This is a genomic window from Williamsia sp. Y844 (assembly GCF_056786475.1).
This window is the reverse complement of record NZ_JBXCJB010000003.1, coordinates 459,151-482,656: the sequence shown is the minus strand read 5'-3', so window position 1 is coordinate 482,656 and position 23,506 is coordinate 459,151. Positions and strand designations below refer to the sequence as shown.

General features: G+C 64.7%; 20 protein-coding genes. 7 read left to right on the top strand and 13 right to left on the bottom strand.

Translation table 11 applies throughout. The features are described from left to right. Positions 1-13 precede the first annotated feature (13 nt). Positions 14-2,266: a methylmalonyl-CoA mutase gene (gene scpA / locus AC1TQG_RS19060; RefSeq protein ID WP_482139402.1), complete on the bottom strand. Its 2,253-nt coding sequence runs from the start codon at positions 2,264-2,266 to the stop codon at positions 14-16. Next, positions 2,266-4,149 (bottom strand): methylmalonyl-CoA mutase family protein, encoded by a 1,884-nt coding sequence (locus AC1TQG_RS19055; RefSeq protein WP_482139401.1) that lies wholly within the window; start codon positions 4,147-4,149, stop codon positions 2,266-2,268. Before AC1TQG_RS19055 ends, scpA begins: the two co-directional genes overlap by 1 nt. Before the next feature lie 166 nt (positions 4,150-4,315). On the opposite strand from AC1TQG_RS19055, the gene AC1TQG_RS19050 reads away from it, so the two are divergent. The 3 genes from AC1TQG_RS19050 (at position 4,316) to AC1TQG_RS19040 (ending at position 6,312) form a co-directional block, all read left to right on the top strand. Beyond that, a complete protein-coding gene (locus tag AC1TQG_RS19050) occupies positions 4,316-5,074 on the top strand; it encodes a TVP38/TMEM64 family protein (protein WP_482139400.1) in 759 nt (252 codons plus the stop codon). Between the two features lie 99 nt (positions 5,075-5,173). Continuing rightward, positions 5,174-5,755, top strand: coding sequence for a hypothetical protein (locus AC1TQG_RS19045; protein WP_482139399.1), 582 nt, complete (start codon positions 5,174-5,176; stop codon positions 5,753-5,755). After that, positions 5,752-6,312, top strand: coding sequence for a hypothetical protein (locus AC1TQG_RS19040; protein WP_482139398.1), 561 nt, complete (start codon positions 5,752-5,754; stop codon positions 6,310-6,312). Before AC1TQG_RS19045 ends, AC1TQG_RS19040 begins: the two co-directional genes overlap by 4 nt. 34 nt (positions 6,313-6,346) lie before the next feature. On the opposite strand, the gene AC1TQG_RS19035 is transcribed toward AC1TQG_RS19040, so the two are convergent. Genes AC1TQG_RS19035 through AC1TQG_RS19025 form a run of 3 tightly spaced genes read right to left on the bottom strand, consistent with a single transcriptional unit; the run spans position 6,347 to position 8,860 of the window. Continuing rightward, a complete protein-coding gene (locus AC1TQG_RS19035) occupies positions 6,347-7,555 on the bottom strand; it encodes an SPFH domain-containing protein (RefSeq protein WP_482139397.1) in 1,209 nt (402 codons plus the stop codon). Then, positions 7,552-7,980 carry an NfeD family protein gene (locus AC1TQG_RS19030; RefSeq protein ID WP_482139396.1) on the bottom strand — a complete coding sequence of 143 codons (429 nt, stop codon included), beginning with the start codon at positions 7,978-7,980 and terminating at the stop codon, positions 7,552-7,554. The genes AC1TQG_RS19035 and AC1TQG_RS19030 overlap by 4 nt, the downstream gene beginning before the upstream one ends. Positions 7,981-8,020: 40 nt before the next feature. Then, complete coding sequence (locus tag AC1TQG_RS19025) at positions 8,021-8,860, bottom strand: DUF3097 domain-containing protein (RefSeq protein WP_482139395.1); 840 nt, start codon at positions 8,858-8,860, stop codon at positions 8,021-8,023. A 98-nt stretch (positions 8,861-8,958) separates the two neighbouring features. Here AC1TQG_RS19025 and AC1TQG_RS19020 point away from each other — a divergent pair, with 98 nt between their 5' ends. Beyond that, complete coding sequence (locus tag AC1TQG_RS19020) at positions 8,959-9,786, top strand: hypothetical protein (RefSeq protein ID WP_482139394.1); 828 nt, start codon at positions 8,959-8,961, stop codon at positions 9,784-9,786. Between the two features lie 20 nt (positions 9,787-9,806). Here AC1TQG_RS19020 and AC1TQG_RS19015 read toward each other — a convergent pair whose 3' ends face one another. From AC1TQG_RS19015 to AC1TQG_RS18980, 8 genes are all read right to left on the bottom strand, one after another. Beyond that, entirely contained in the window at positions 9,807-10,847 is a 1,041-nt protein-coding gene (locus AC1TQG_RS19015) for a ferrochelatase (protein WP_482139393.1), read from the bottom strand. A gap of 2 nt (positions 10,848-10,849) precedes the next feature. After that, complete coding sequence (gene inhA, locus AC1TQG_RS19010) at positions 10,850-11,683, bottom strand: NADH-dependent enoyl-ACP reductase InhA (protein WP_482139392.1); 834 nt, start codon at positions 11,681-11,683, stop codon at positions 10,850-10,852. A gap of 75 nt (positions 11,684-11,758) precedes the next feature. Next, positions 11,759-12,484, bottom strand: coding sequence for a 3-oxoacyl-ACP reductase FabG1 (gene fabG1 / locus AC1TQG_RS19005; RefSeq protein WP_482139391.1), 726 nt, complete (start codon positions 12,482-12,484; stop codon positions 11,759-11,761). A 48-nt stretch (positions 12,485-12,532) separates the two neighbouring features. Then, positions 12,533-13,513 (bottom strand): VWA domain-containing protein, encoded by a 981-nt coding sequence (locus AC1TQG_RS19000; RefSeq protein WP_482139390.1) that lies wholly within the window; start codon positions 13,511-13,513, stop codon positions 12,533-12,535. Continuing rightward, complete coding sequence (locus AC1TQG_RS18995) at positions 13,510-14,451, bottom strand: DUF58 domain-containing protein (RefSeq protein ID WP_482139389.1); 942 nt, start codon at positions 14,449-14,451, stop codon at positions 13,510-13,512. Before AC1TQG_RS18995 ends, AC1TQG_RS19000 begins: the two co-directional genes overlap by 4 nt. Then, a complete protein-coding gene (locus AC1TQG_RS18990) occupies positions 14,441-15,586 on the bottom strand; it encodes an AAA family ATPase (RefSeq protein WP_482139915.1) in 1,146 nt (381 codons plus the stop codon). Before AC1TQG_RS18990 ends, AC1TQG_RS18995 begins: the two co-directional genes overlap by 11 nt. Positions 15,587-15,749: 163 nt before the next feature. Beyond that, on the bottom strand, positions 15,750-17,135 hold the full coding sequence (locus AC1TQG_RS18985; RefSeq protein WP_482139913.1) for an NlpC/P60 family protein: 1,386 nt from the start codon (positions 17,133-17,135) through the stop codon (positions 15,750-15,752). Positions 17,136-17,504: 369 nt separating this feature from the next. Further along, positions 17,505-18,062, bottom strand: coding sequence for an Rv1476 family membrane protein (locus tag AC1TQG_RS18980; protein WP_482139388.1), 558 nt, complete (start codon positions 18,060-18,062; stop codon positions 17,505-17,507). 306 nt (positions 18,063-18,368) lie between these two features. Between AC1TQG_RS18980 and AC1TQG_RS18975 the strand changes: the two genes are divergently transcribed. The 3 genes from AC1TQG_RS18975 (at position 18,369) to AC1TQG_RS18965 (ending at position 23,394) form a co-directional block, all read left to right on the top strand. Beyond that, complete coding sequence (locus AC1TQG_RS18975) at positions 18,369-21,167, top strand: aconitate hydratase (RefSeq protein WP_482139387.1); 2,799 nt, start codon at positions 18,369-18,371, stop codon at positions 21,165-21,167. Positions 21,168-21,184: 17 nt separating this feature from the next. Further along, complete coding sequence (locus AC1TQG_RS18970; RefSeq protein ID WP_482139386.1) at positions 21,185-21,751, top strand: TetR/AcrR family transcriptional regulator; 567 nt, start codon at positions 21,185-21,187, stop codon at positions 21,749-21,751. A 116-nt stretch (positions 21,752-21,867) separates the two neighbouring features. Next, positions 21,868-23,394 carry an AMP-binding protein gene (locus tag AC1TQG_RS18965; protein WP_482139385.1) on the top strand — a complete coding sequence of 509 codons (1,527 nt, stop codon included), beginning with the start codon at positions 21,868-21,870 and terminating at the stop codon, positions 23,392-23,394. Positions 23,395-23,506: the final 112 nt, after the last annotated feature.

Sequence of the window (23,506 nt, the reverse complement as noted above, 5' to 3'; positions counted from 1 at the left end):
TCACGAAGTCAGCTCAAGCCCCGGTTCCCAATTCATGCCCTAATTCAACAGCGAGCTTCTTGATCAGCTCCACGGCGGAGTCGGCGATGACCGTTCCCGGAGGGAAGATCGCGGCAGCGCCTGCCTCGTACAACTCGTCGAAGTCGCCGGGCGGGATGACACCGCCGACCACGATCATGATGTCGCTGCGCCCGACCTTCGCGAGTGCATCGCGCAGTGCGGGCACCAAGGTGAGGTGACCTGCCGCCAACGACGAGACACCGACGACATGCACGTCGTTGTCCGAGGCCTGCAGTGCCACCTCGTCCGGGGTCTGGAACAGCGGGCCGACGTCGACGTCGAAGCCGAGGTCGGCAAAGGCGGTCGCGATCACTTTCTGTCCGCGGTCATGGCCGTCCTGGCCCATCTTCGCGACCAGCACGCGCGGGCGCCGACCTTCTGCTTCGGCGAACTTGTTGACCAGATCGATGGCGTCGTCGATGTTCTGCACGGTTCCGGCCTCGTGTCGGTACACACCACTGATGGTGCGGATCTCTGCCTGATGGCGGCCGTAGACCTTCTCCAGTGCCTCGGAGATCTCGCCGACTGTGGCCTGATGGCGGGCCGCCTCGATCGCCAGCGCCATCAAGTTGTTCTCCAGGCCGCCCTCGGACGAGGCCGCGGCCTTCGTCAGGTTGGCCAGTGCGGTCTCCACGGCTGCCGAATCACGGCTGGCGCGAAGCCTTTCCAGCTTCTCGATCTGCTCGCCGCGGACCTTCGAGTTCTCGACCTTGAGGACCTCGATCTCCTGGTCCTCGTCGACCTGATACTTGTTGATGCCGATCACCGGCTGCTGGCCGGAGTCGATCCGGGCCTGCGTACGTGCCGCAGCCTCTTCGATCCGCAGCTTCGGGATGCCCTCGTTGATGGCCTGCGCCATGCCGCCGGCCTCTTCGACCTCGGCGATGTGCGCACGCGCCTTGTTGGCGAGTTCGTGTGTCAGCCACTCGACGTAGTTCGATCCGGCCCACGGATCGATCGGACGCGTGGTGCCCGACTCCTGCTGCAGGAGCAGCTGGGTGTTACGGGCGATACGTGCCGAGAAATCGGTCGGCAGTGCCAGCGCCTCGTCGAGAGCGTTGGTGTGCAGCGACTGGGTGTGACCCTGGGTCGCGGCCATCGCCTCGATGCAGGTCCGCGCAACGTTGTTGAACGGATCCTGTGCGGTCAGCGACCAGCCCGAGGTCTGCGAATGTGTACGCAGCGACAACGATTTCGGGTTCTGTGCGTCGAACTTCGCCACGAGCTCACTCCAGATGAGCCGCGCCGCACGAAGTTTCGCGACCTCCATGAAGAAGTTCATGCCGATGGCCCAGAAGAACGAGAGCCGGGGTGCGAACTTGTCGATGTCGAGACCGACGTCGACGCCTGCCCTCAGGTACTCGATGCCGTCGGCGAGGGTGTACGCCAACTCCAGATCGGCTGTGGCACCGGCCTCTTGGATGTGGTAGCCGGAGATCGAGATCGAGTTGAACTTCGGCATCTTGAGGCTGGTGTACTCGAAGATGTTCGAGATGATCCGCATCGACGGCTTCGGCGGATAGATGTAGGTGTTTCGGACCATGAACTCTTTGAGGATGTCGTTCTGGATGGTCCCGGCGAGCTTCTCCGGAGGCACACCCTGCTCCTCGGCGGCCACAACATACAGCGCGAGAATCGGCAGCACGGCGCCGTTCATCGTCATCGAGACCGACACCGACCCGAGGTCGATGCCGTCGAACAGCTGACGCATGTCGAGGATGGAATCGATTGCCACACCGGCCATACCGACGTCACCGGCCACCCGAGGATGGTCGGAGTCGTAGCCGCGGTGGGTGGCCAGGTCGAATGCCACCGACAGACCCTTCTGACCGGCCGCGAGGTTACGACGGTAGAAGGCGTTGGATTCGGCCGCGGTGGAGAAACCGGCGTACTGCCGAATCGTCCACGGCTGGTTCACGTACATCGTCGGATACGGACCGCGCAGGAACGGCACCGAACCCGGCACGGTGTCGAGCGGGTACGGATGCTCGCCGTCGGCGGTCACCGCGTCACGGTCGGCACGGGTGAAGATCGGCTTCACGTCGATCTGCTCCGGCGTGCTCCAGGTGACCTGCTCGGTCGAATATCCGTGCGCCTGAGCCAGATCGGAGATCAGCTTGTCACTGTCACCGGCTACAGGTGCTGCTGCCGCATCCGACAGCGGGACATCGGCGAAACTCGCGATTTTCTTTTGGGTACTGGTCATCAGCTCTTCGCCTCGATCTTGTCGAACAGGTCGGTCAACGTGGTGATGGCGTCGATACCGACCTGCAGGAATCCATCCGGGGTATCTGCGGCGTCGGTCCAGGCCTTGGGCGGACCGGCCAACAGCACGGTTTCGACCCCGGCGGCGCGGGCTGCCTGAAGGGCGCCGCCGCCGTCGGACCCATAACGAGGATTTGCCGCACACAGCACTGCGACCGCAGGATTGCCGGCCGCCGAGATCGCAGCGGCCACCGAATCACCGTCCAGCGGACCGGGATTGACCGCTTCGATACCACCGGCAGCCAACAGGTTGGCGACGAACGTGGTGCGGCCGTTGTGTTCGGCCACCGAGCCCAGCGGCAGCATGATCGCCGTGGGACGACGGCCGTGAGCGGCGAGGTACGCATCGGATCGATCGCGCAGACGCTCGAAAGGCCGCGCGATCCGCGCCAGGTTGGGTGCCGATGCGGGCTGGTCGGCAACATCTGCCGCGCCTGCGGTACCGAGGGGCTTCTCCCCCAGGTTCGGGAACTCGTTGATACCGGTGAGCGCGGTGGTGCGGTGCGCCACCGCATTGTCGCGGGCCTCGACCGACTTGGCGATCTGCTCGGCGATCCAGCCGTCGGCCAGCGCCTGACGGTATCCGCCCTTGCCCTCGATCTCCTGGAACAACGCCCAGGCAGCGACGGCGAGGTCGTCGGTCAGGGACTCGACGAACCAGGAGCCGCCCGCCGGGTCGATGACCTTGGCGACGTTGGACTCCTCGAGGAGCAGCAACTGCGTGTTGCGGGCCATGCGGCGCGAAAAGCTCGGGTTGGTTGTGCGATCGGCCGGTGCCAGCGCAGCATCGAACGGCAGCACCGTGATCTGGTCGGCGCCACCGACTCCGGCACCGAACGTCGCGGTCGTGACACGCAGCATGTTCACCCAGGGATCACGCTGACTCATCATGCTCAGCGCAGTGACACCGTGGGTCACCGCTGCGCCCGCCGACGGTGCACCGCTGACCTGTGCCACGCGGCCCCACAGCCGCCGGATCGCCCGGAACTTGGCGATCGTGCCGAACTGATCGTCGGTGGCCGACAACGCAAAGGTCAACTGCGCCAGCGCTTTGTCGATGTCGAGGCCGGAGACGGTGAGCTCACGCAGGTATTCGACACCCGCGGCCACCACAAAGGCCAGCTCCTGGACGTCGGTGGCCCCGCCGAGTGCGAAGTCGGTGCCGTCGACGCGGATGGCCCGGACGCCGGCTCCCGATTCTCGGGCAATCGCGATCGCATCCGAGAGCTCGACGGTCGGCCGACCGGACAGGGCCGCGGTCAACGGCGCCAGGCCGTATGAGGCGACGGTGCTCAGCGACGCGGTCTCGGGCAGCAGCGCCTGCAGGGCGCGGGCCGCATCGATTCCGTGGGCACCGGCGTCGACGGTGACCGGAACGAGGTCGAGGAACACCCCGGCCAGGACTGCGGCCAGCTGCTCGGGGGCGATCGAGTTCTCGCCGACCGCCAACCACAAACCGCTCACACCGTTGTCGAGTGCCTCCAGGATCGCGGCGTTGAGCGCCTTCGGATCCTGGGGTTCTCCGGTGGGATCACCGAAGCGCTCGGTGACGCGCCAACCCATGTTCACATCGCGGGTGGCGTCGCTGCCGCGGACAAACGGGTACGAACCCGGAAGGCCCGGCTCGTCGAGCTCGTCGCGTCGTGTGTACAGCGGCTTGATGACCAGTTCGTCCGGCGTGATGGTCGACAGCAGTGCTTCGGGGCTGTCGCTCAGGTCCGCGGCGTCGATCCGCTTGGACTTGGCCAGCACCTGCGCGGCAGAGTCGGACCATCGCTGGTAACTGGCCTCCAGGTCTTGGAGGTCGGAATGGGTATCCGGCATTCGGGGTGAGCCCTTCGATCGGCTGGTGACGTCGTGATCTCGGTCGCATCAGAACGTGGAATCGACACTATCCGATCGATCACTCGGGCCATAAGTCGAGGTGGGTGCTATCGCAGTGGTGTCGCGCACACCCGCAGGCCCCGCGGTCGGCCGTATGGTTGGGGCCGTGAAAACCAAAGGTCGAGTCACCCGTCAGGCCGCGGTGACCCGAGCTGTGATCGGGCTCATAGCTGTGATCGCGGTCCTGCTCGCCGCCTACCTGGCGCCCATCCCATCGGTCTCCCGATTCCGGGAGTGGGCCGATTCGTTCGGCCCGGCGTTTGTCTGGTTCTTTTTCGTCGCGTACGCGATCATCGTGATCTTCCCGATTCCGCGGTCCGCATTCACCGTTGCGTCGGGGCTGCTCTTCGGCCCGGCGGTCGGTTTCTCCGGTGCCATGTTGGCGACGACCTTCGCGGCGGTGGCGGCCTTCTTCCTGGTTCGCAGATTCGGCCGGGCCCGCATTCAGCCCTATCTCCACTACCCGGTCACCCGCGCGGTCGAGGTGCGCATGGAGCGGCGCGGATGGCTCGCGGTCGGGTCGCTGCGCCTGATCGCCGCGTGCCCGTTCTCGGTGACCAACTACATGGCGGCACTCTCGTCGATCAAGTTCGTGCCATATCTGCTCGCGACCGTTGTCGGGGTGTTGCCCGGGACCGCAGCGGTGGTCCTGCTCGGTGATGCACTCACCGGCGAGGGCGACATCTGGTCACTGGTGCTGTCGGCCGGCCTGTTCAGCGTCGGAGTGATCGGACTGATCGTCGATGCCCGCCTGGGAGTCAATGCCCGCCTTGAAGTCAATGAACCGACGCACGACGAACCGGAAGCTCAAGGCGGCGCCGGACGTTCGAATCCCTCGGACTCCAACCCGGTCGCATCAAGTTAAAAAGCTTGACTGTCTACTATCAAGTCCATTTACTTGATAGTCTCCACTCAAGGTTCAATCCTTGATAGCTCCTGTGTCTGAATCGGTGCGGAGGATGCAATGTATGTACTGACGATCGATCAGCGACGTAGCCGAAGCGAACCGGATCGGGTTCCGGCAGCCCTCGCCGCTCTTGCCGTCGTGCCGACCATCCGGCCCTTCGATCGGACCGCAGGTGACGAACTACAGGCGGTCCTCGACGATCCCGCCGCTGTCACCGACGCGGTGACGATCCTGGCCGCCGACGGTCATTGGAGCATCGGCGTCGGGATCGGTGACGTCGAACTCCCCCTGCCGGAGCAGACCCGGGCCGGTCGCGGGCAGGCGTTCGAGCGGGCCCGGGAGGCCGTCACATCTGCGAAGAACACCCGATACCGCGTGAGCGTGGTCGGATTCGGCACTGCTGCGGACGGTCATGCACAAACCGCGCTGCGACTGCTCGTCCGCACCGCCGCCGGACGTAGCGCCGCCGGACAGGAAGCGGTCCGGCAGATGCGCCTGGGCCACAGTCAGTCAGAGGCGGCTGCCACACTCGGGATCACACCGCAGGCGATGTCGCAACGACTTCAGGCCGCGGACTGGCATATCGAGGAGGACACCCGCGTGCTCGCCACCCATCTACTCGAGGTCGCGCACCCGTGATCATCGCGGCCGTCGTGTTGCTGGCAGTGACCGCATGCCTGCCCCTGCTGATCAGTCGACTGCCTCTCGGGCACGGGCGCCCGATGAACATCGCTGCGGCGATGATCGCGCCGGCAGTGCTCGGGCTGGTGGCGATCCTGGGACTGGTCGCCGATCCGGCCGCAGGCGCCGGAGCGGTGGTGATCCATTGCCTGACCGTTGCCGCTGCGGTCACCGGCGGCACCCTGATGGTGCGGGCGGCGCTCCTGCTGGGTGGTATCGAACCCTGGCAACTCGACACCCCCACGCCGCCACCGAACCCGGGGACCGATCCGGCGCCGATACCGACCCCGCTACGTGGTGGCCGCGTCATCGGGTATCTCGAACGCATTGTGGTGGTCGCAGCACTCGGTCTGCAATGGCCCGAGGCCATCGCCATCGTGCTCGCAATCAAAGGGCTCGGCCGCTATCCCGAACTCCGCGAACCGGGTGCGGCCGAGCAGTTCATCATCGGGACGCTCGCCTCGGTCGTCTGGGCCGCGGCGACCGCCGGTGCGGCCTACCTGCTGGTGCACTGACAGCGCCCGCGGGTACTGCGCAACGGCCGATGTCTCAGCCTTGTGCAGGTTTGTCCTGCGCGGCGTCACTACCGGCCGGGGCCTGGTACTGACCGGGAGCCGGGAGTGTGGGCTCGAGCGGACGGGCCGACAGCGGAGGCTGATCGGCTATCGGTGTCCGGGCAACTGCTTCGGCCGCGGCCACAGCCTGCGCGACCACGGGATCGGTGGCCTTCTCGAACCAGTGGGCGATGTCGGACTCATCGACCGGCGCCGGACTGTCGTCGGCAGGGGCCTCATAGCGGAAGACACCGTCATCAGACCGGATCCCGAACGATTTGGCGAAACCCTGTAGTGCCGAACCGAAGTCGCTCGGGACCACCCACACCTTGCTGGCCTCGCCTTTCGCCATCTCCGGAAGCTGCTGCAGATACTGGTAGGCCAGCAGTTCGGGCGTGGGCTTGGCGGCCTTGATCGCGGCGAAGACCTTCTCGATCGACTTGGCCTCACCCTGGGCGCGCAGGTATTGCGCAGCCCGGTCACCCTGCGCCTGCAGGATGAGCGATTGCCGATTGCCCTCGGCAGTGAGGATCGCCGCCTGCTTGGCGCCCTCGGCGTAGAGAATCTGACTCTGCTTGTTGCCCTCCGCAGTCTTGATCGCCGATTCGCGCTGGCCCTCGGCGGCCAGGATCGTGGCGCGCTTCTCGCGGTCGGCCTTCATCTGCTTTTCCATCGATTCCTGGATGGAGGGCGGCGGCAGGATCGATTTCAGCTCCACTCGGGCCACCCGCAGACCCCAGCGACCGGTGGCCTCGTCCAGCACACCGCGCAGCTGCGCATTGATGTACTCACGCGAGGTCAGGGTCTCTTCGAGGGTCATCCCGCCGACCACGTTGCGCAGCGTGGTCGTGGCCAGCTGTTCCACACCGACGATGTAGTCGTTGATCTCATAGACCGCGGCCTGCGGGGTGGTGACCTGGAAGTAGACGACGGTGTCGATGTTGACCGTGAGGTTGTCCTCGGTGATGACCGGCTGCGGTGCGAATGAGACCACCCGCTCCCGCAGATCGATGCGGGCCCGGATGCGGTCGACAAACGGAATCAGGAGTGTGAGCTGCCCGGACGTGGTTTTGATGTATCGGCCCAGACGCTCGATCACCGCCGCCTCGGCCTGCGGGATCAGCGCGACCGACTTCACCAGGATCACGGCCACAACCAAGACCAGAACCACGATCACCACCAGTCCGACCAGCATGGTGCTCATCCTTTCCACACCACGGCGGTGGCGCCTTCGATGTCGAGAACCGTCACCGATTCGCCCTCGGCGAACCGGTCAGCTGGATGCGCGGCCCGCGCCGACCACACACTTCCGTCGAACTTGACCTGTCCGGAATCGCCGTCGATGGCAGCAACGACCACGCCGTGACGGCCGATCAGACCTTCGGTGTTGGTGGCCAGCCGGGGACGGTTGTACATGTGTCGCTTGGCAACCGGACGGACAGCAAACAGCAAGAGCAGCGACATCAGGGCGAAAACGGTGCCGTCGACCCACAGCGGTGTGCCGAAGACTGCGTTGACCCCGGCCGCGGTCAATGCGCCGCCGGCGAGCATGAGCAGGATCAGATCGCCGCTGAGGACCTCAGCGCCGATCAGTATCAGTCCGGCCACGAGCCAGATGACTGCGCTCACACATCCACTGTGCCACGCAAAGTGAGTCTGGGTAGTTTCGTTATTCGACTGCGGTCACAAAATCGATCAGTTCCTCGACAGCCCGGATCAGTGGAACCTCGATGTCACGGAAACTCGACACGGACGAGTTCACCTTCCGCCAGCCGTCTTGCGGTGTACCCCAGTTCAATTCCTGGCAGATACCGGTCTTCCAGTCGATACCCCGCGGGATCTTCGGCCAGGCCTTGATCCCCACCGCGGCGGGCTTCACCGCTTCCCAGACGTCGATGTACGGATGCCCGGTGACCAGGACATGTTCGCCGACCCGCTCGGTGAGCCGGGATTCCTTGGAACCGGCCACCAGGTGGTCCACGAGGACGCCGGCCCGGCGGGTGGGGCCGGGCTCGAACTCGGCAAGTGCTTCATCGAGATTGTCGAGGCCGTCGAGGCTCGAGACAACGATGCCTTCGACGCGCAGATCGTCGCCCCAGATCCGTTCCATCAAAGCCGCATCGTGAACGCCTTCGACGAACAGGCGGCTCGCCCGGGCGACCCGGGCCCGCTGCCGGGCCACCGTCCGTGAACCGGACGCCGTTCGTGCCGGTGCCGACGGTGCCTTCACCACCGGTTTGATCAATGTGACAGTTTTGCCGTCGATCAGGAACGCAGCGGGCCGCATCGCGAAGATCCGGGTCAGTCCCCGACGGTCTTCCAGTCGCACGAACTCTCCGTCGTAGCTGCGTTCGAAGCCGACCACGGCGCCGCAGAATCCGCTGGCCGCATCCTCGACGACGAGGTCACGCTCGGCAGCGACCTCGGGGACGACGGGCCGGGTGCTCTTCCGCGGTCCGGACAGGACATCTCGACCATAACGATCAGAACCATTGCTGTTCACCGGCACCACGTTAGGGCCCGGCCAGGAGCCACGGTGCTTGCCACGCCGAGCCGCGGCACCGGCAGTAAGATCGGCCCAGACGCAACGAAGAAGTGAAGGCTGTGATGACCGACAACGTTTTTGAGTATCCGACCGACACCGCGGGCATCGGTAGTGCCCTCGGTGCGTGGGGTGCGGCGTGGCAGTCGGGTCGCTACTCCCCCGATGACCTGCTCGACGTGCTCGGTCGGTGGAGTTCGCGGCACCGCGTCATCGCGGCGGATGCTGCTGCCGCCCAGGAACTTTCATTGAATCCCGACGGCGAGGAGAGTGACGCACTCCTGCGCCTGGTCCGCGAGGGCTCCACCCATGGCCTGGCCTTGCTCCTGGTCGCACCCGGCGACATGCTCGGCCTGCCGCCGCGGGGTCCGGTCACCACGGCCGCACTCGAAGCCGGCGAACTGCTGGTGGTACCCGGACGTTTCGCACTCATCCCCCGCCGACTGGACCGCTACACCGTCGGCTGGGGTGTGCACACACTCACCGGTACTCCCGCGATCCCCATCACACATTCCCTCAGTGAGGTCGAATACGAACTGCGCGAGGGCATTCGGTCGGCGACCCAGATCCTCGCCGGTCTGCGGATGCCGCGCACGTCGTCCGCCGAAGGGCGCCCCGACCCCCGCGACGTGGTGGCGCAAATGACTCGACTCGCCGCCCAGCAACTACCGCCCGGGGTCAATCCGCGGGCCGAACGCATCCTCGAACAGGCCGCGCACGTGGCCGCCATCCTGTCGGTGGCCAGCGCTGCGGCACCTGACTTCGGGATCGTCGCCGGTCAGCAGCAGAGTGGTGATACGGCCTTGCGCGAGCTCGGTCGTACGGTCCGGATCGCACGGATGAGTGCCACCAATGCCGTCATCGACGAATTGGTCTCCAGCAACCACGTCTGAGACCAGCTGTGTTTGGCGAGCTATGCAGGACGACGGACGGGTTCGCAACAACCGCGTGCGCAGGGTGCCCCGTTGTCCGTCATGCCGAGCCTGAACTCGACGCCGCCGCTGCACTGTTCGGCGATGAGTTCGGTGATCATCGCGATGAACCGCGGGTCCGTCCCCACCGTTGACGCCCGCGCGTAGCCCAGGCCGAGCTCTTGCGCCTTCTCTCGGCCCTCGTTGTCGAGATCCCACACCACCTCGAGGTGGTCGGAGACGAAACCGATCGGGCACACGATCACGGCCCGGACGCCGCGGCCTGCGACGGTCTCGAGGTGATCGCAGATATCCGGTTCGAGCCACGGGATCTGCGGCGGGCCCGACCGTGATTGCCACACCTGATCGAACTCCGCGAAACCCGCGGCATCGGCGGCCAGTGCGGATGCCGCCGCGACCTGCCTGCTGTAGAGTTGCCCACCGTCAGCGGGTGGACCTGCCGCCCGGTCGGCCGAGAGCGGAATGGAATGAGCGGTGAACACCAGCCGTGCGTCGTCGCGGAGTTCTTCTGGCAGTCCGGCTTTGGCGGCCGCGATCGAATCGGCCCACGACGCCGTCATCGCGGGGTGCTGCCAGTACTGCGGCAGCTTGCGGATGAACATGTCCCCGGCATCGGCTCCGAGTGAGGTCAGCCCACGAGTGATGTCCTCGTCGTACTGGCGGCACCCGGAATAGCCACCCCACGCCGAGGTCGGAAAGACCAGGACCCGCCGATATCCGTCAGCATGGATCTGCGCGAGAGTGTCCTCGATCATCGGATGCCAGTTGCGGTTTCCGAAATAGACCGGCAGATTGATGCCGACCCGGTCGAGCTCGGCTTCGAGCGAGCTGATCATCGCCTTGTTCAGTGCATTGATCGGCGACACCCCACCGAAGTGGAGGTAGTGCTGCGCAACCTCATCAAGGCGTTCCGGTGGCACACCACGCCCCCGGGTGACGTTCTCGAGGAATGGCCGGACGTCGTCCGGCTTGTCCGGTCCACCGAAGGACAAGACCAGGACGGCGTCGAAACCGGTTGTCATGATCACTCCGTCGCGAAACCTTCGGGGAGCCAGGTGTTGTGGCTCGCGCCACCGTCGACGTAGACGATCGACCCGGTGGTACCGGGCAGCCAGTCCGAGAGCAGCGCACAGACCGATTTGGCGACCACCGAGGGATCATCGACGTTCCAGCCGATCGGCGACGCGCCATCCCAGTATTCGTTGAGCTGGCTGAGCTTCTTGGCATCACCGGTCGCGGTGCCGGCGATCGCCTTGGCGGCAAGGGTCTTGATCGGGCCTGCGGCCACCAGGTTCGACCGGATCTTCTTGGCCTCGCCGACTTCGCGGGCCACGTAGCGGTTCACCGATTCCAGTGCGGCCTTGGCCACACCCATCCAGTTGTAATACGGCATCGACGTCCGGGGATCGAAATCCATGCCGACGATCGATCCGCCCTCGTTCATCGCGGGCAGCACCGCCCGGGCGAGCGCCGCATAACTCCACGCCGACACCTGGAACGACTGTGCCGCATCGGGTCCGGGTCCTTCGAGGAACGGCTTGGCCTCCGGGCCCATCAGGGTGCGCGGAGCGAACGCGATGGAGTGCAGGACACCGTCGATGCCCTCGGGAGCGATCTCCTTGAGGCGATCGGCGAGGGTTCCGAGGTGGTCCTCGTTGGTGATGTCCAACTCGAGCGCAGGCGGCACTTCCTTCGGTAGACGCTGAGCGATCCGGTCGATCAACCGCAGGCGGTCGAATCCGGTGATGATCACGCGTGCGCCCTGTTCCTGTGCCATGGCGGCAGCGTGGAACGCGATCGAGGAATCAGTGATGATTCCGGTGATCAGAACTGTCTTGCCGTCGAGTATCCCGCTCAATGTCTGCTCCCTCGAGGTGGTTTCGTGTGTCGGTGGTGCGTAAATGCTGATGAAACGCCGGGTCTGACCGGAGTCTCAGTGACCCATTCCGAGGCCACCGTCGACGGGGATGACCGCGCCGGAGACATAAGAGGAGTCGTCCGAGGCAAGCCAGCTGACAACAGCGGCGACCTCTTCGGGCTGTCCGATGCGAGCCGCCGGGATCAATTTGACGGCCTGCTCCTTGTATTCGGCGGGCAACTCGTCGGTCATGTCCGTCTCGATGAGTCCGGGTGCGACGACGTTGGCGGTAATAGAGCGCGACCCGAGTTCACGGGTGAGCGATCGCGCCATGCCGATCACGCCTGCCTTGGACGAGGCGTAGTTGATCTGGCCCGGCGTGCCCATCATCGCGACGGCGGAACCGAGAAAGATGAACCGGCCCCAACGCTTGCGCAGCATCGATCGGCAGGCTGCTTTGGAGACCCGGAACGAGCCGGTGAGGTTGGCGTCGATGACCTTTTCGAATTGTTCCTCGGTCATCCGCATGAGCAGGGTGTCGTCGGTGATCCCGGCGTTGGACACCAGAACCTCGACCGGCCCCTGGTGCTCCTCGACCGCCTTGAAAGCTGCGGTGATGGAGTCGTTGTCGGTGACGTCGCACTTGACCCCGAACAGTCCCTCGGGGGCTCCTGAGCCGCGATGCGTGACGGCCACCTTGTGGCCATCGGCGGCAAGCCGTTGTGCGATCGCCAAACCGATTCCACGGTTGCCACCGGTGACGAGAACCGAGCGGGATACCTTCGTATTGCTGTCAGCCATGACGGTCAACCTATCGCTTTGCCCACTGTCGACGTTTAACAGGCCCCATCACGGGAGCCGCCTGTTGATTGCTACCGCACTCACCGCGGCCGCCAACACCAGCAGTGTGCCGACGATCAGCCACGGCCGGGACGCATCGCCACGCTGGGTCTCGTAACCGATCTGATTCTGCAGGTTCTCGTACACCTGGTTCAGCTCGTCGAGGCTCGACGCGGTGAAGAACTTGCCCCCGGACAATTGCGCGATCCGCTGGAGCGATTCGTCGTCGACGGGCACCGGGATCCGGTCACCTTCGAGATCGACGGTTCCGGTCGAGGTACCGAACGAGATCGTGTTGACCGGGATCCGTTCTTCTTTGGCCTTACGGGCCGCGGTGAACGCGCCACGCGGGTCGTCCGGATCGTCGGGGACGGTCTCTTTTCCGTCCGAGAGCAACACGATCTGGGCCGGCGGTGCACCCTCTTCCCCGCCGAGGACGGCGTTGAGGGTTTTGATCTGCGTCATCGCGGCCAGGATGCCCTCGCCGGTCGCGGTCTTGTCGTCGAGCGTCAACTTGTCGATTGCGTCTTTGGTGGCCTGACGGTTCGGGGTCGGTGACACCAGGGTGGTCGCGGTCCCCGCATACGAGATCAGCCCGAGGTTGATCCCCTCGGTGAGTTCGTCGGCGAACTTCTTGCCCGCTTCTTGTGCAGCCTTCAGCCGCGACGGCGAGACATCGGTGGCGTCCATCGACCGCGAGACGTCGATCACCAGGATCACCGTTGCCTTGTTCCGGGGCACCTTGCGATCGGCCTGCGGTCCGGCCATCGCCACCACCAGCACCGCCAACGCGAGGACCATCAGCACGATCGGTATGTGCTGGGCCCGGTTCTGGGTTTTGGGTGCGACACGGTTGAGCAGATCGAGATTGGCGAACTTGAGGGCCCGGCTCTGGCGCCTGCGCTGCATGTAGATGTAGCCGGCGATGAGGCCGACGACGGCGAGCAGGACCAGCAGCCACCACGGTGACGCGAGATCGAACCAGCTCATCGGGTCGACCCCGCATTCATTCCGCGGCGACGCTGCGCGATGAACCGGACCACATCGGCGATCCAGTCACGGTCGGTGCGCAGCGCGAGAGTCGGTGCGCCACAACGCCTCAGGGTCCGCTCCACCTGCTGTCGATGATCCTCGGCGGCGCGGGCGAAATCAGCACGGACCTTGTCGGTGATGGTGAGCTCGCGGATCTGACCGGATTCGGCGTCGCGCAAGACGACCTCTCCGACATCGGGCAGCTCCATATCGCGGGGATCGAGAACCTCCACGCCAAGGACGTCATGGTGGCCGGAGATCGCGCGCAACGGGCGATCCCAGTCGATCGGTCCCAGGAAATCGCTGACCACAACGGCCAGACCCCGGCGGCGCTCTGGCCTGCGCAGCGCATCGATCCCGGCATGCAGGTCGCCCCGCACGCCCTCACTCGAACGAGTGGTGGTGGCGATGGTCTTGAGGGTGTCGAGTGCATGCGCGCGACCGCCGCGGGCCGGGATGCGGACCACCTTGTCGCCGGTACAGACAACGGCACCCATCCGGTTGCCGCCACCGAGCGTCAGATGCGCGATCGCAGCGCAGGCGGCCACCGCGAGATCACGTTTGGTGGTGTTGACCGTGCCGAAGTCCAGACTCGCGGACATGTCGACCACCAGCCACGTCTCGAGTTCACGGTCGGCGACCATCTGTCGCACATGTGGCTGTGTGGTCCGCGCCGTGACCGACCAGTCCATCCGCCGGACGTCGTCGCCGGGCTGGTACGGGCGGGCCTCCCCCGGCTCGGTGCCCGGTCCCGGGATCAAACCGAGGTGGTCGCCCTGGAGTACGCCATCGAGCTTGCGACGAACAACGATCTCCAGCGTCTTCAGTGCTGCCGTCAGTTTGGGATCTTCCAGCGTGCCCGCGCCAAATGACGGAAGTGCGCTGTTATCCGCCATAGTGCGACTGGTTGCCCTGTCCCGGGCCACCCTGCGCTGCGGCAGGCTTGGTCAGCGGATTCGGCTGTTGCCGATAGCCACCCTGCTGCGGGTAGCCGGGCTGCTGATGGCCCACCGATTGTTGCGGAGGCTGCTGGTGCGGCTGATTGTTCGGGTGTTGGGCGTTCGCCTGCGCAGGCGCGGCCGGTCCGGTGTTCAGCGTCTGGGCGCTGACCTGTGGCAGCCCGATCGTCTGGAGGACGCGGGTGATGATCGTGTCGGCGTCCACCTCGTCGGCGAGCGCGTCATAGCTGAGCACCAACCGGTGCCGCAAGACATCCGGAATGACCTCGACGACATCCTGCGGCACGACATAGTCACGTCCGCGTACCAGCGCCAGCGCCCTGGCGGCGGCGATGATGCCCAGGGTCGCACGCGGCGAAGCGCCGTACGAGAGCCATCCGGCCACGTCCTTCAGGCCCAACTCGGCCGGAAAACGCGTCGCGTGGATGACCCGCACGACGTAGTCGACAAGCGCATGGTGGACGAACACGTTGGCCGCGACGTTCTGCAGGCGCACCATCGTCACCGGATCGAGCACCGGCTTGGCCGTCGGCGGCTTGTTGCCCATGCGGTAGACGATCTCGCGCTCTTCTTCCATCGCGGGATAGTCCACCAGCACCTTGAACAGGAAGCGATCTCGCTGGGCTTCCGGCAGCGGGTAGACGCCCTCGTTCTCGATGGGGTTCTGCGTCGCCATCACGAGGAACGGATCGGGCATCGGGTACGTCGTCCCACCGATCGACACGTGCCGCTCGGCCATGACCTCGAGCAGTGCCGACTGGACCTTGGCCGGCGCCCGGTTGATCTCATCGGCGAGCAGGAAGTTGGCCACAACCGGACCGAGTTCGGTGTCGAACTCTTCGCGGCCCTGACGGTAGATCCGGGTACCGATGAGGTCGGTGGGCACGAGGTCGGGGGTGAACTGCACCCGCGAGAACGATCCGCCCACGACGGTTGCATACGTCTCGACAGCCAACGTCTTGGCCACGCCCGGAACACCTTCGAGCAAGATGTGTCCACGTGCGAGCAGGCCGACGAGGATCCGCTCGACCAGTCGATCCTGTCCGACGATGACCCGCTTGACCTCGAACATGGCCTTTTCGAGCAAGGCGACGTCGGCCTGCGTGAGCTTGAATTCGTCCACTGAAGTCTTGCTCTCGTCCTGCGCTGAGGTCACCGAAACCCTCCGGGGTCTGATCGATCGTTGTGCTGACTGAACCGAGGGTACTGGAGGCACCCAGGCGAACCCGCCGGTGTCAGCTCAGACGGACGACATAGGGCATCGCGCCACTGGTGCGCAATGGCGAGATCTTGACGACATCACCCGACTGCGGTGCCTCGACCATCTGGTTGCCGCCCAGGTACAGCGCCACGTGCTGGCTCGCGTTGGGACCGTAGAAGATCATGTCACCGCGTTGCATCTGCGAGAGCGGGAACTGCGGGCCGGACGTGTACTGGTAGCCGGTGTAGTGCGGCAACGAGATCCCGATACCGGCGAATGCGTAGATCATCAGACCGGAGCAGTCGAATCCGACCTTGTTGTAGTCGCCGTACGAGTCGGCCACGCCGCCGTCACGGATACCGAGTGTCGGGCCGTTCGCGTTTCCGCCACCCCACGAGTAGGTGACACCGAGTTGTGAGAGTGCGCGGTTGACGACGATCTCGACTGCCGCCGATCCGGAGGCTCCGGGGATGACCGGTGTGGTCGGGGTCGACGGTGTCGTCGGCGTCGACGGGGTCGGCTCTTCCGGCACAGACGGATCGACGGGCAGGCTCGGGTCGACGGGCGTCGGGGTCTCGATGTCGGTGTGCGGCGGGGTCATCGAGCCGATGATGGCGGCGAGGACCTGCTGCGAGGTGTCCAGTGCCAGCCTGGCGCTGGCTTCACCCGCAGCCCGCAGAGCGGCGTCGTGTGCCTGTTGCTCGATGGCGGCCTGTTGGTCCGGGAGGACCGCGGTCGGAGCACCGGGGTACGAGGACGCGGGCTGGCCGCGGAGCTTGTCCAATTCACGCTGTGCCGCGGCCCGGTCCTGTTCGAGCATGGAGCGCCGCGCGTATTCGGCCTTGACCGCTTCGGTTGCCGCGGCGATGGCGCTTTGCGCGTCGGCCTGACGGGTCTCGGCAGAAGCAGTTGCGAACGTGGCCTGCTGCGCGGTGGCCTTGGCCGTGGCCGCGCGGTTCGCCTCTTCGTTTCGGGCCTGCTGCAACCGGGTGATGGTGGCCTGCTGATCGCGACTGATCTGGTCGACCACCGATGCCCGGTCGAGCAGAGCGCCGGGGTCACCGGACATGTATCCGAGCAGCGAGCCCTGGCTGTTGCCCATCGAGTACAGGCTACGAATGAACGCATCGAAGTCGGTCTGGGCGAACGCGATTGCGCCGGAGGCCTCTTCCAGGGACGCCTGAGCACCGCGGACGGCTACTGCAGCGAGACGCTCGGACTCCCTGGCATTCTGCAGATCGACCAGTGCCCGGTTCACGGCTTCACGCTTGACGGCAACCTCGCCATCGAGGTTGACCATCGTCTGGTTCGTGTCGGCGATCTGATTGATCAGTGTGGCGATCTGCTCCGCGCTACTCGGCGGAGCCGCGACCGCGGTTCCCGTGGCCAACTGTGCACAGGTGACCGTCACCACCGCCATCAAAGCGGTCACCGAGGACACTCGAATGCCACGTTTGCGCGGCTGTAACGCCTTTCCTCGACTCACTAATGACTCCCTCGCAGATCCGACAGTGCGCCGGTGCCACTGCGGAGCAGTGGCACACACTCGGCCATCGCCACGATGGTGATCAACTTCCCCATTAACCCCATCGGTGACATACGAACCGTACGTCACAAAAACAACCAAGGAAACATGAGTCACAAATTACATCGCAGTCATTACCTGCGGAAACGCTGTGATCACCACGGATGTGCAAGGTAACAAATTGGACATGCGCGAATTACACAAATGTAATTCAGTCGCGTGAATCAGAAATCTGTCCGCGAATCGTGGATCAGAGGCTGTGGATCACAGTCTGTCGGGTGAATCGGTGGCGGCGGTCGCCGAGGTCGGCACGTCTGCGTGGACGTCCGCCGGCTGCGCGCCACTTCCCTTGCGCAACTGCAGTTTGCGGCCAATGACCGCACCGACCGCGACAATGGCGATCAGGAGCATGGTCACGACGGTCCAGGGCACGTCGGTCTGACCGGTCATCCGGTCGACCATCTGCTGCGCGGCCTGCGGTGGATTCTGAATCGCCAGATTGTCGGTGGCATTCTCGAGTTCGACGCGGCTGAACTCGTTACTCGAACTACCCACGTAATTACCGCCGAGCACAATGACGGTTCCACCGGTCTCGGATTGCAACTCGGTGGCGATGTCACGGTAATAGGTGATTCGCGGATAGATCTTGTCGGTGACAACAAAATGCACGTCGTAGCCCTCATCGCGGGCCTGCGCGACGGCCGCCAGGATCGCCGGGGTCATCTCGGGTGGGGCGACGACACCTTCGTCTGCCAGTCCGGCCGAGAGCTCTGCGATATCGACGTCGGACGGGACGATCGTCGAGAAGGGCGTCGGTGCCATCTACTTACTGTCTCCATTCGGGCCACATGAATCTCCGCCGTGCCGGAAAGTTCAGCCTGTGTCCAACCTACGGCAGCACAGTACGACACAATTGACGGCGTACGGCATCCCCCTGGCGTGTCGTCCTCGCGAAGACACGCCAGAATCCCCCACTGGTTTACCAGTACGCTCGTACTGCTAGAATCGGAGGAAGCACGGATCGGCGCAGCCCGTCGGTTCGTACCTGTCGGCGATCACGCCGACAAGAGGATCAAGAACCGGCGTTGGCCAGCCGGTGAGACAACAAGACTGGAGCTGACGTAAGCGATGAGTATCGATACATTTGGCGCCCGCGGCACGTTGACCGTCGGTGAGAACTCGTACGAGATCTTCCGCCTCAACGCCGTCGAGGGAACAGAGAAACTCCCCTACTCCCTCAAGGTGCTCGCAGAGAACCTGCTCCGCACCGAAGACGGTGCCAACATCACCAAAGATCACATCAACGCGATCGCGAACTGGGATCCCAGCTCCGAGCCGGATACCGAGATCCAGTTCACCCCGGCGCGCGTCATCATGCAGGACTTCACCGGCGTCCCCTGCATCGTCGACCTCGCGACCATGCGTGAAGCCGTCACCGCCCTCGGCGGCGACGCCACCAAGGTCAACCCGCTCTCCCCTGCCGACATGGTCATCGACCACTCGGTGATCCTCGATGTGTTCGGTCGCGCCGATGCCCTCGAGCGCAACGTCGACCTCGAATACGAGCGCAATGGCGAGCGTTACCAGTTCCTCCGTTGGGGCCAGGGCGCGTTCGACGACTTCAAGGTCGTCCCCCCGGGCATGGGCATCGTCCACCAGGTCAACATCGAATACCTCGCTCCGACCGTGATGACCCGCAACGGCCAGGCATACCCCGACACCTGCGTCGGCACCGACTCGCACACCACGATGGTCAACGGCCTCGGCGTGCTCGGCTGGGGCGTCGGCGGCATCGAGGCAGAGGCCGCAATGCTCGGCCAGCCCGTGTCGATGCTCATCCCGCGTGTTGTCGGCTTCAAGCTGTCCGGTGAGATCCAGCCCGGCGTCACCGCCACCGACGTGGTGCTCACCGCCACCGAGATGCTGCGCAAGCACGGCGTTGTCGGCAAGTTCGTCGAGTTCTACGGCGCAGGCGTTGCCGAGGTCCCCCTCGCCAACCGCGCCACCCTCGGCAACATGAGCCCCGAATTCGGTTCCACCGCAGCGATCTTCCCGATCGACGCCGAGACCATCAGCTACCTGCGCCTGACCGGTCGCAGCGACGAGCAGCTCGCGCTGGTCGAGGCATATGCCAAAGAACAGGGCATGTGGCACGATCCCGAGCGCGAGCCGGTGTTCTCCGAGTACATCGAACTCGACCTGAGCACCGTGGTCCCCTCGATCGCCGGCCCGAAGCGTCCGCAGGACCGCATCCTGCTGTCCGAGTCGAAGGCGGCGTTCCGCAAGGACATCCACACCTACGTGGAGAACAACAACGACGCCGAGCACACCCAGCTCGACGAGGCCGTCGAGGAGTCGTTCCCGGCGAGCGACCCGGCAACGCTGTGTTTTGCCGACGACGGCGCCGATGAAGGCCGGTCGGCCGCCAGCGGCAGCAAGGGACGCCCCTCCAAGCCGATCAAGATCGTCGACCCCGAACTCGGCGAGTTCGTCCTCGACCACGGCGCCGTGGTGGTCGCGGGTATCACCTCGTGCACCAACACCTCCAACCCGTCGGTCATGCTCGGCGCTGCGTTGCTCGCCCGCAACGCGGTCGAGAAGGGACTGGCCACCAAGCCGTGGGTCAAGACCAATATGGCTCCCGGATCGCAGGTCGTCACCGACTACTACGAGAAGGCCGGCCTCTGGCCGTACCTCGAGAAGCTCGGTTACTACCTCGGTGGCTACGGATGCACCACCTGCATCGGTAACACCGGCCCGCTGCCCGAAGCGATCTCCAAGGCGATCAACGACAACGACCTGTCGGTCTCCGCGGTGCTCTCGGGTAACCGTAACTTCGAGGGACGCATCTCCCCCGATGTCAAGATGAACTACTTGGCTTCCCCGCCGCTGGTGATCGCGTACGGCCTTGCCGGAACCATGGACTTCGACTTCGAGACCGATTCCCTCGGCAACGACACCGACGGCAAACCCGTCTTCCTGAAGGACATCTGGCCGACCACCGAGGAGATCGAAGCCACGATTCAGTCGGCGATCAGCCAGGACATGTTCCGCAAGTCCTACGCGACGATCTTCGCGGGCGATCACCGCTGGCAGAATCTCTCGACTCCCGAGGGCGACACCTTCGCGTGGGATGAGAAGTCCACCTACGTCCGGAAGCCCCCGTACTTCGACGGCATGGCGGTCGAGCCGTCGCCGGTCACCGAGATCAAGGGCGCTCGCGTCCTGGCGTTGCTCGGCGACTCGGTCACGACCGACCACATCAGCCCGGCAGGCCCGATCAAGCCAGGTACCCCGGCAGCGCAGTACCTCGATGCCAACGGTGTGGCGCGCAAGGACTACAACTCGCTCGGTTCTCGTCGCGGAAACCACGAAGTGATGATCCGCGGAACGTTTGCCAACATCCGTCTGCAGAATCAGCTCCTCGACGGTGTCGCCGGCGGCTACACCCGCGACTTCACCCAGGACGGTGCCCCGCAGTCGTTCATCTACGACGCGTCGCAGAACTACCAGAAGGCCGGCATCCCGCTGGTCGTCCTTGGCGGCAAGGAATACGGTTCGGGCAGCTCGCGTGACTGGGCCGCCAAGGGCACCAGCCTGCTCGGCGTCCGCGCGGTCATCACCGAGTCCTTCGAGCGCATCCACCGCTCGAACCTGATCGGCATGGGCGTGATCCCGCTGCAGTTCCCCGAGGGCGAGTCGGCCACGTCCCTCGGACTCGACGGCACCGAGGTCTTCGACTTCACGGGTATCACCGAGCTGAACGAGGGCAAGACGCCGAAGACAATCAAGGTCACCGCCACCAAGGGCGACGGACAGGTCGTCGAGTTCGATGCCAAGGTGCGCATCGACACGCCGGGTGAAGCCGATTACTACCGCAACGGCGGCATCCTGCAGTACGTGCTGCGCAACATGCTCAAGAGCTGACGAGCGGACGCAGTCGGTTGCCCAAGGTCAGTCAAGACCATCTGGAAGCCCGGCGACGACAGATCCTCGACGGTGCGCGCCGTTGTTTTGCCGAGTTCGGCTACGACGGCGCCACCGTGCGTCGGCTCGAGGAGGCAACCGACCTGTCGCGGGGTGCGATTTTCCACCACTTCCGTGACAAGGAGGCGCTGTTCCTGGCCCTGGCCAACGAAGATGCCGAACGAATGGCCGATGTTGCGGCCAACGAGGGTCTGGTTCAGGTCATGCGGGACATGCTCAACCGTCCCGAAGATTTCGACTGGCTCGGTACGCGGCTGGAGATAGCCCGAAAGCTGCGTACCGATCCCGGTTTCCGTACCGAGTGGAAAGCACGTTCGGCGGAACTGGAGTCGGCCACGCTGGCGCGTCTGGAGCGCCAGCGTACGGCCGGCCGTCTTCGTGATGATCTGCCCACCCGTGTTCTGGTCGCCTATCTCGACCTCATCCTCGACGGCCTCACGACGCGTCTGGCATCAGGTGCCGCCACCGATGATCTGCACGCGGTGCTCGACCTCGTCGAAGAATCGGTACGCCGGTCCCAATAACGGAACCGGTTACCTCGGCTGACGCCGAAATGCCCGCGTACGTAGGCCTTCCTGTGATAGTCCTGGTTAACATATCGCGGTCAGTCGGGCCGCGGTCGCCAGCGCCGGAGGTCGCGATGTTCCCGGGTAGTTTTGTCGACAGCACGCCGGACAAGGTTGCTGTCGTGCGCCCCGCAACCGGTGAGTCGATCACCTACGCCGAGCTCGATCAGCTCTCGACGAAGCTGGCCCACTACTTGCGGGATGTCGGGCTCGGCCGCGGGGACAACATCGCCATGGTGTCGAACAATGACATCCGCATGCTCGTAATCTATTGGGCTGCACTGCGTTCCGGCATGTATGTGACAGCCATCAACAATCATCTGACCGCCGAGGAGACCAACTACATCCTCGGCGACTGTGGCGCGGTTGCGCTGTTCGCCTCTGCCGAGGTCGCCGATGTGGTGAGCCGTTCGACCGAGGTCGCCACGCTCACCCATCGAATCGCCTGGGGCGGTGAGCTTTCCGGATTCGATTCGTATGACACGATCCTGGCGCAGGCCTCGGACGCACCGCTCGAAGATCAGCCGCGGGGCCAGGACATGCTCTACTCCTCCGGTACCACCGGCCGCCCCAAGGGCATCAAGGTTCCACTGCAGGACGGTCAGGTCGACGAGATCCTCGATCCGTACACACCGGTCTTCTCCGCCATCTACGGCTTCGACCAGGACTCGGTGTACCTGTGCCCGGCGCCGCTCTATCACGCTGCGCCACTGCGCTATTGCGGCATGGTCACGTCACTGGGCGGAACCGTTGTACTGATGGATCGCTTCGACGCCGAGACCGCGCTGCAACTGATCGACGAGTATCGGGTGACCCACAGCCAGTGGGTTCCGACGATGTTCATCAGGATGCTGAAGCTACCCGAGCAGGTGCGGTCGAAATACGATGTCAGCAGCCTGAAGGCCGCCATCCATGCCGCCGCACCCTGTCCGCCAGAAGTGAAGCGGGCGATGATCGAGTGGTGGGGTCCGGTCATCAACGAGTACTACGCGTCCACCGAGGGTTCCGGTGCCACGTTCATCGACAGCGCCGGTTCGCTGGCGCACCCGGGATCGGTGGGTAAACCGTTGCTCGGCATCGTCCGCATCTGCGGCGACGACGGCGCAGAACTGCCCACCGGTGAGATCGGTACCGTCTACTTCGAACGAGACGAATTGCCCTTCCACTACCACAACGACCCCGAAAAGACGCGGGACGCACAGCATCCCGACCATCCCGCTTGGACCACCAGCGGTGATGTCGGATATGTCGACGCCGATGGTTTCCTCTATCTCACCGACCGCAAGTCCTTCATGATCATCTCCGGCGGGGTGAACATCTACCCGCAGGAGGCCGAGAACATCCTCATCGGCCACCCCGATGTCTATGACGTCGGCATCATCGGCGTCCCGGACCCGGACCTCGGTGAGGTGGCGAAGGCCTGCGTCCAACTCGAACCGGGTGTCGCCGGAAGTGACGTACTCGCCGAGGAATTGATCGCGTTGGTCCGTTCTCGACTTGCCCACTACAAGGCACCGAAATCGGTCGACTTCGTCGACTCACTACCCCGCACACCCACCGGCAAACTCGTCAAACGTGAGCTGCAGAAGCGCTACCTCTGACCGGGTTCCGATGCCCGCCAGGAAGACTGATCGAATCGATACGACACCGCAAATAGGCCGTGTTCGTTAGGTAATCCTCGCCTAACAGATATAGGGTTCGCCTATTCTGAGA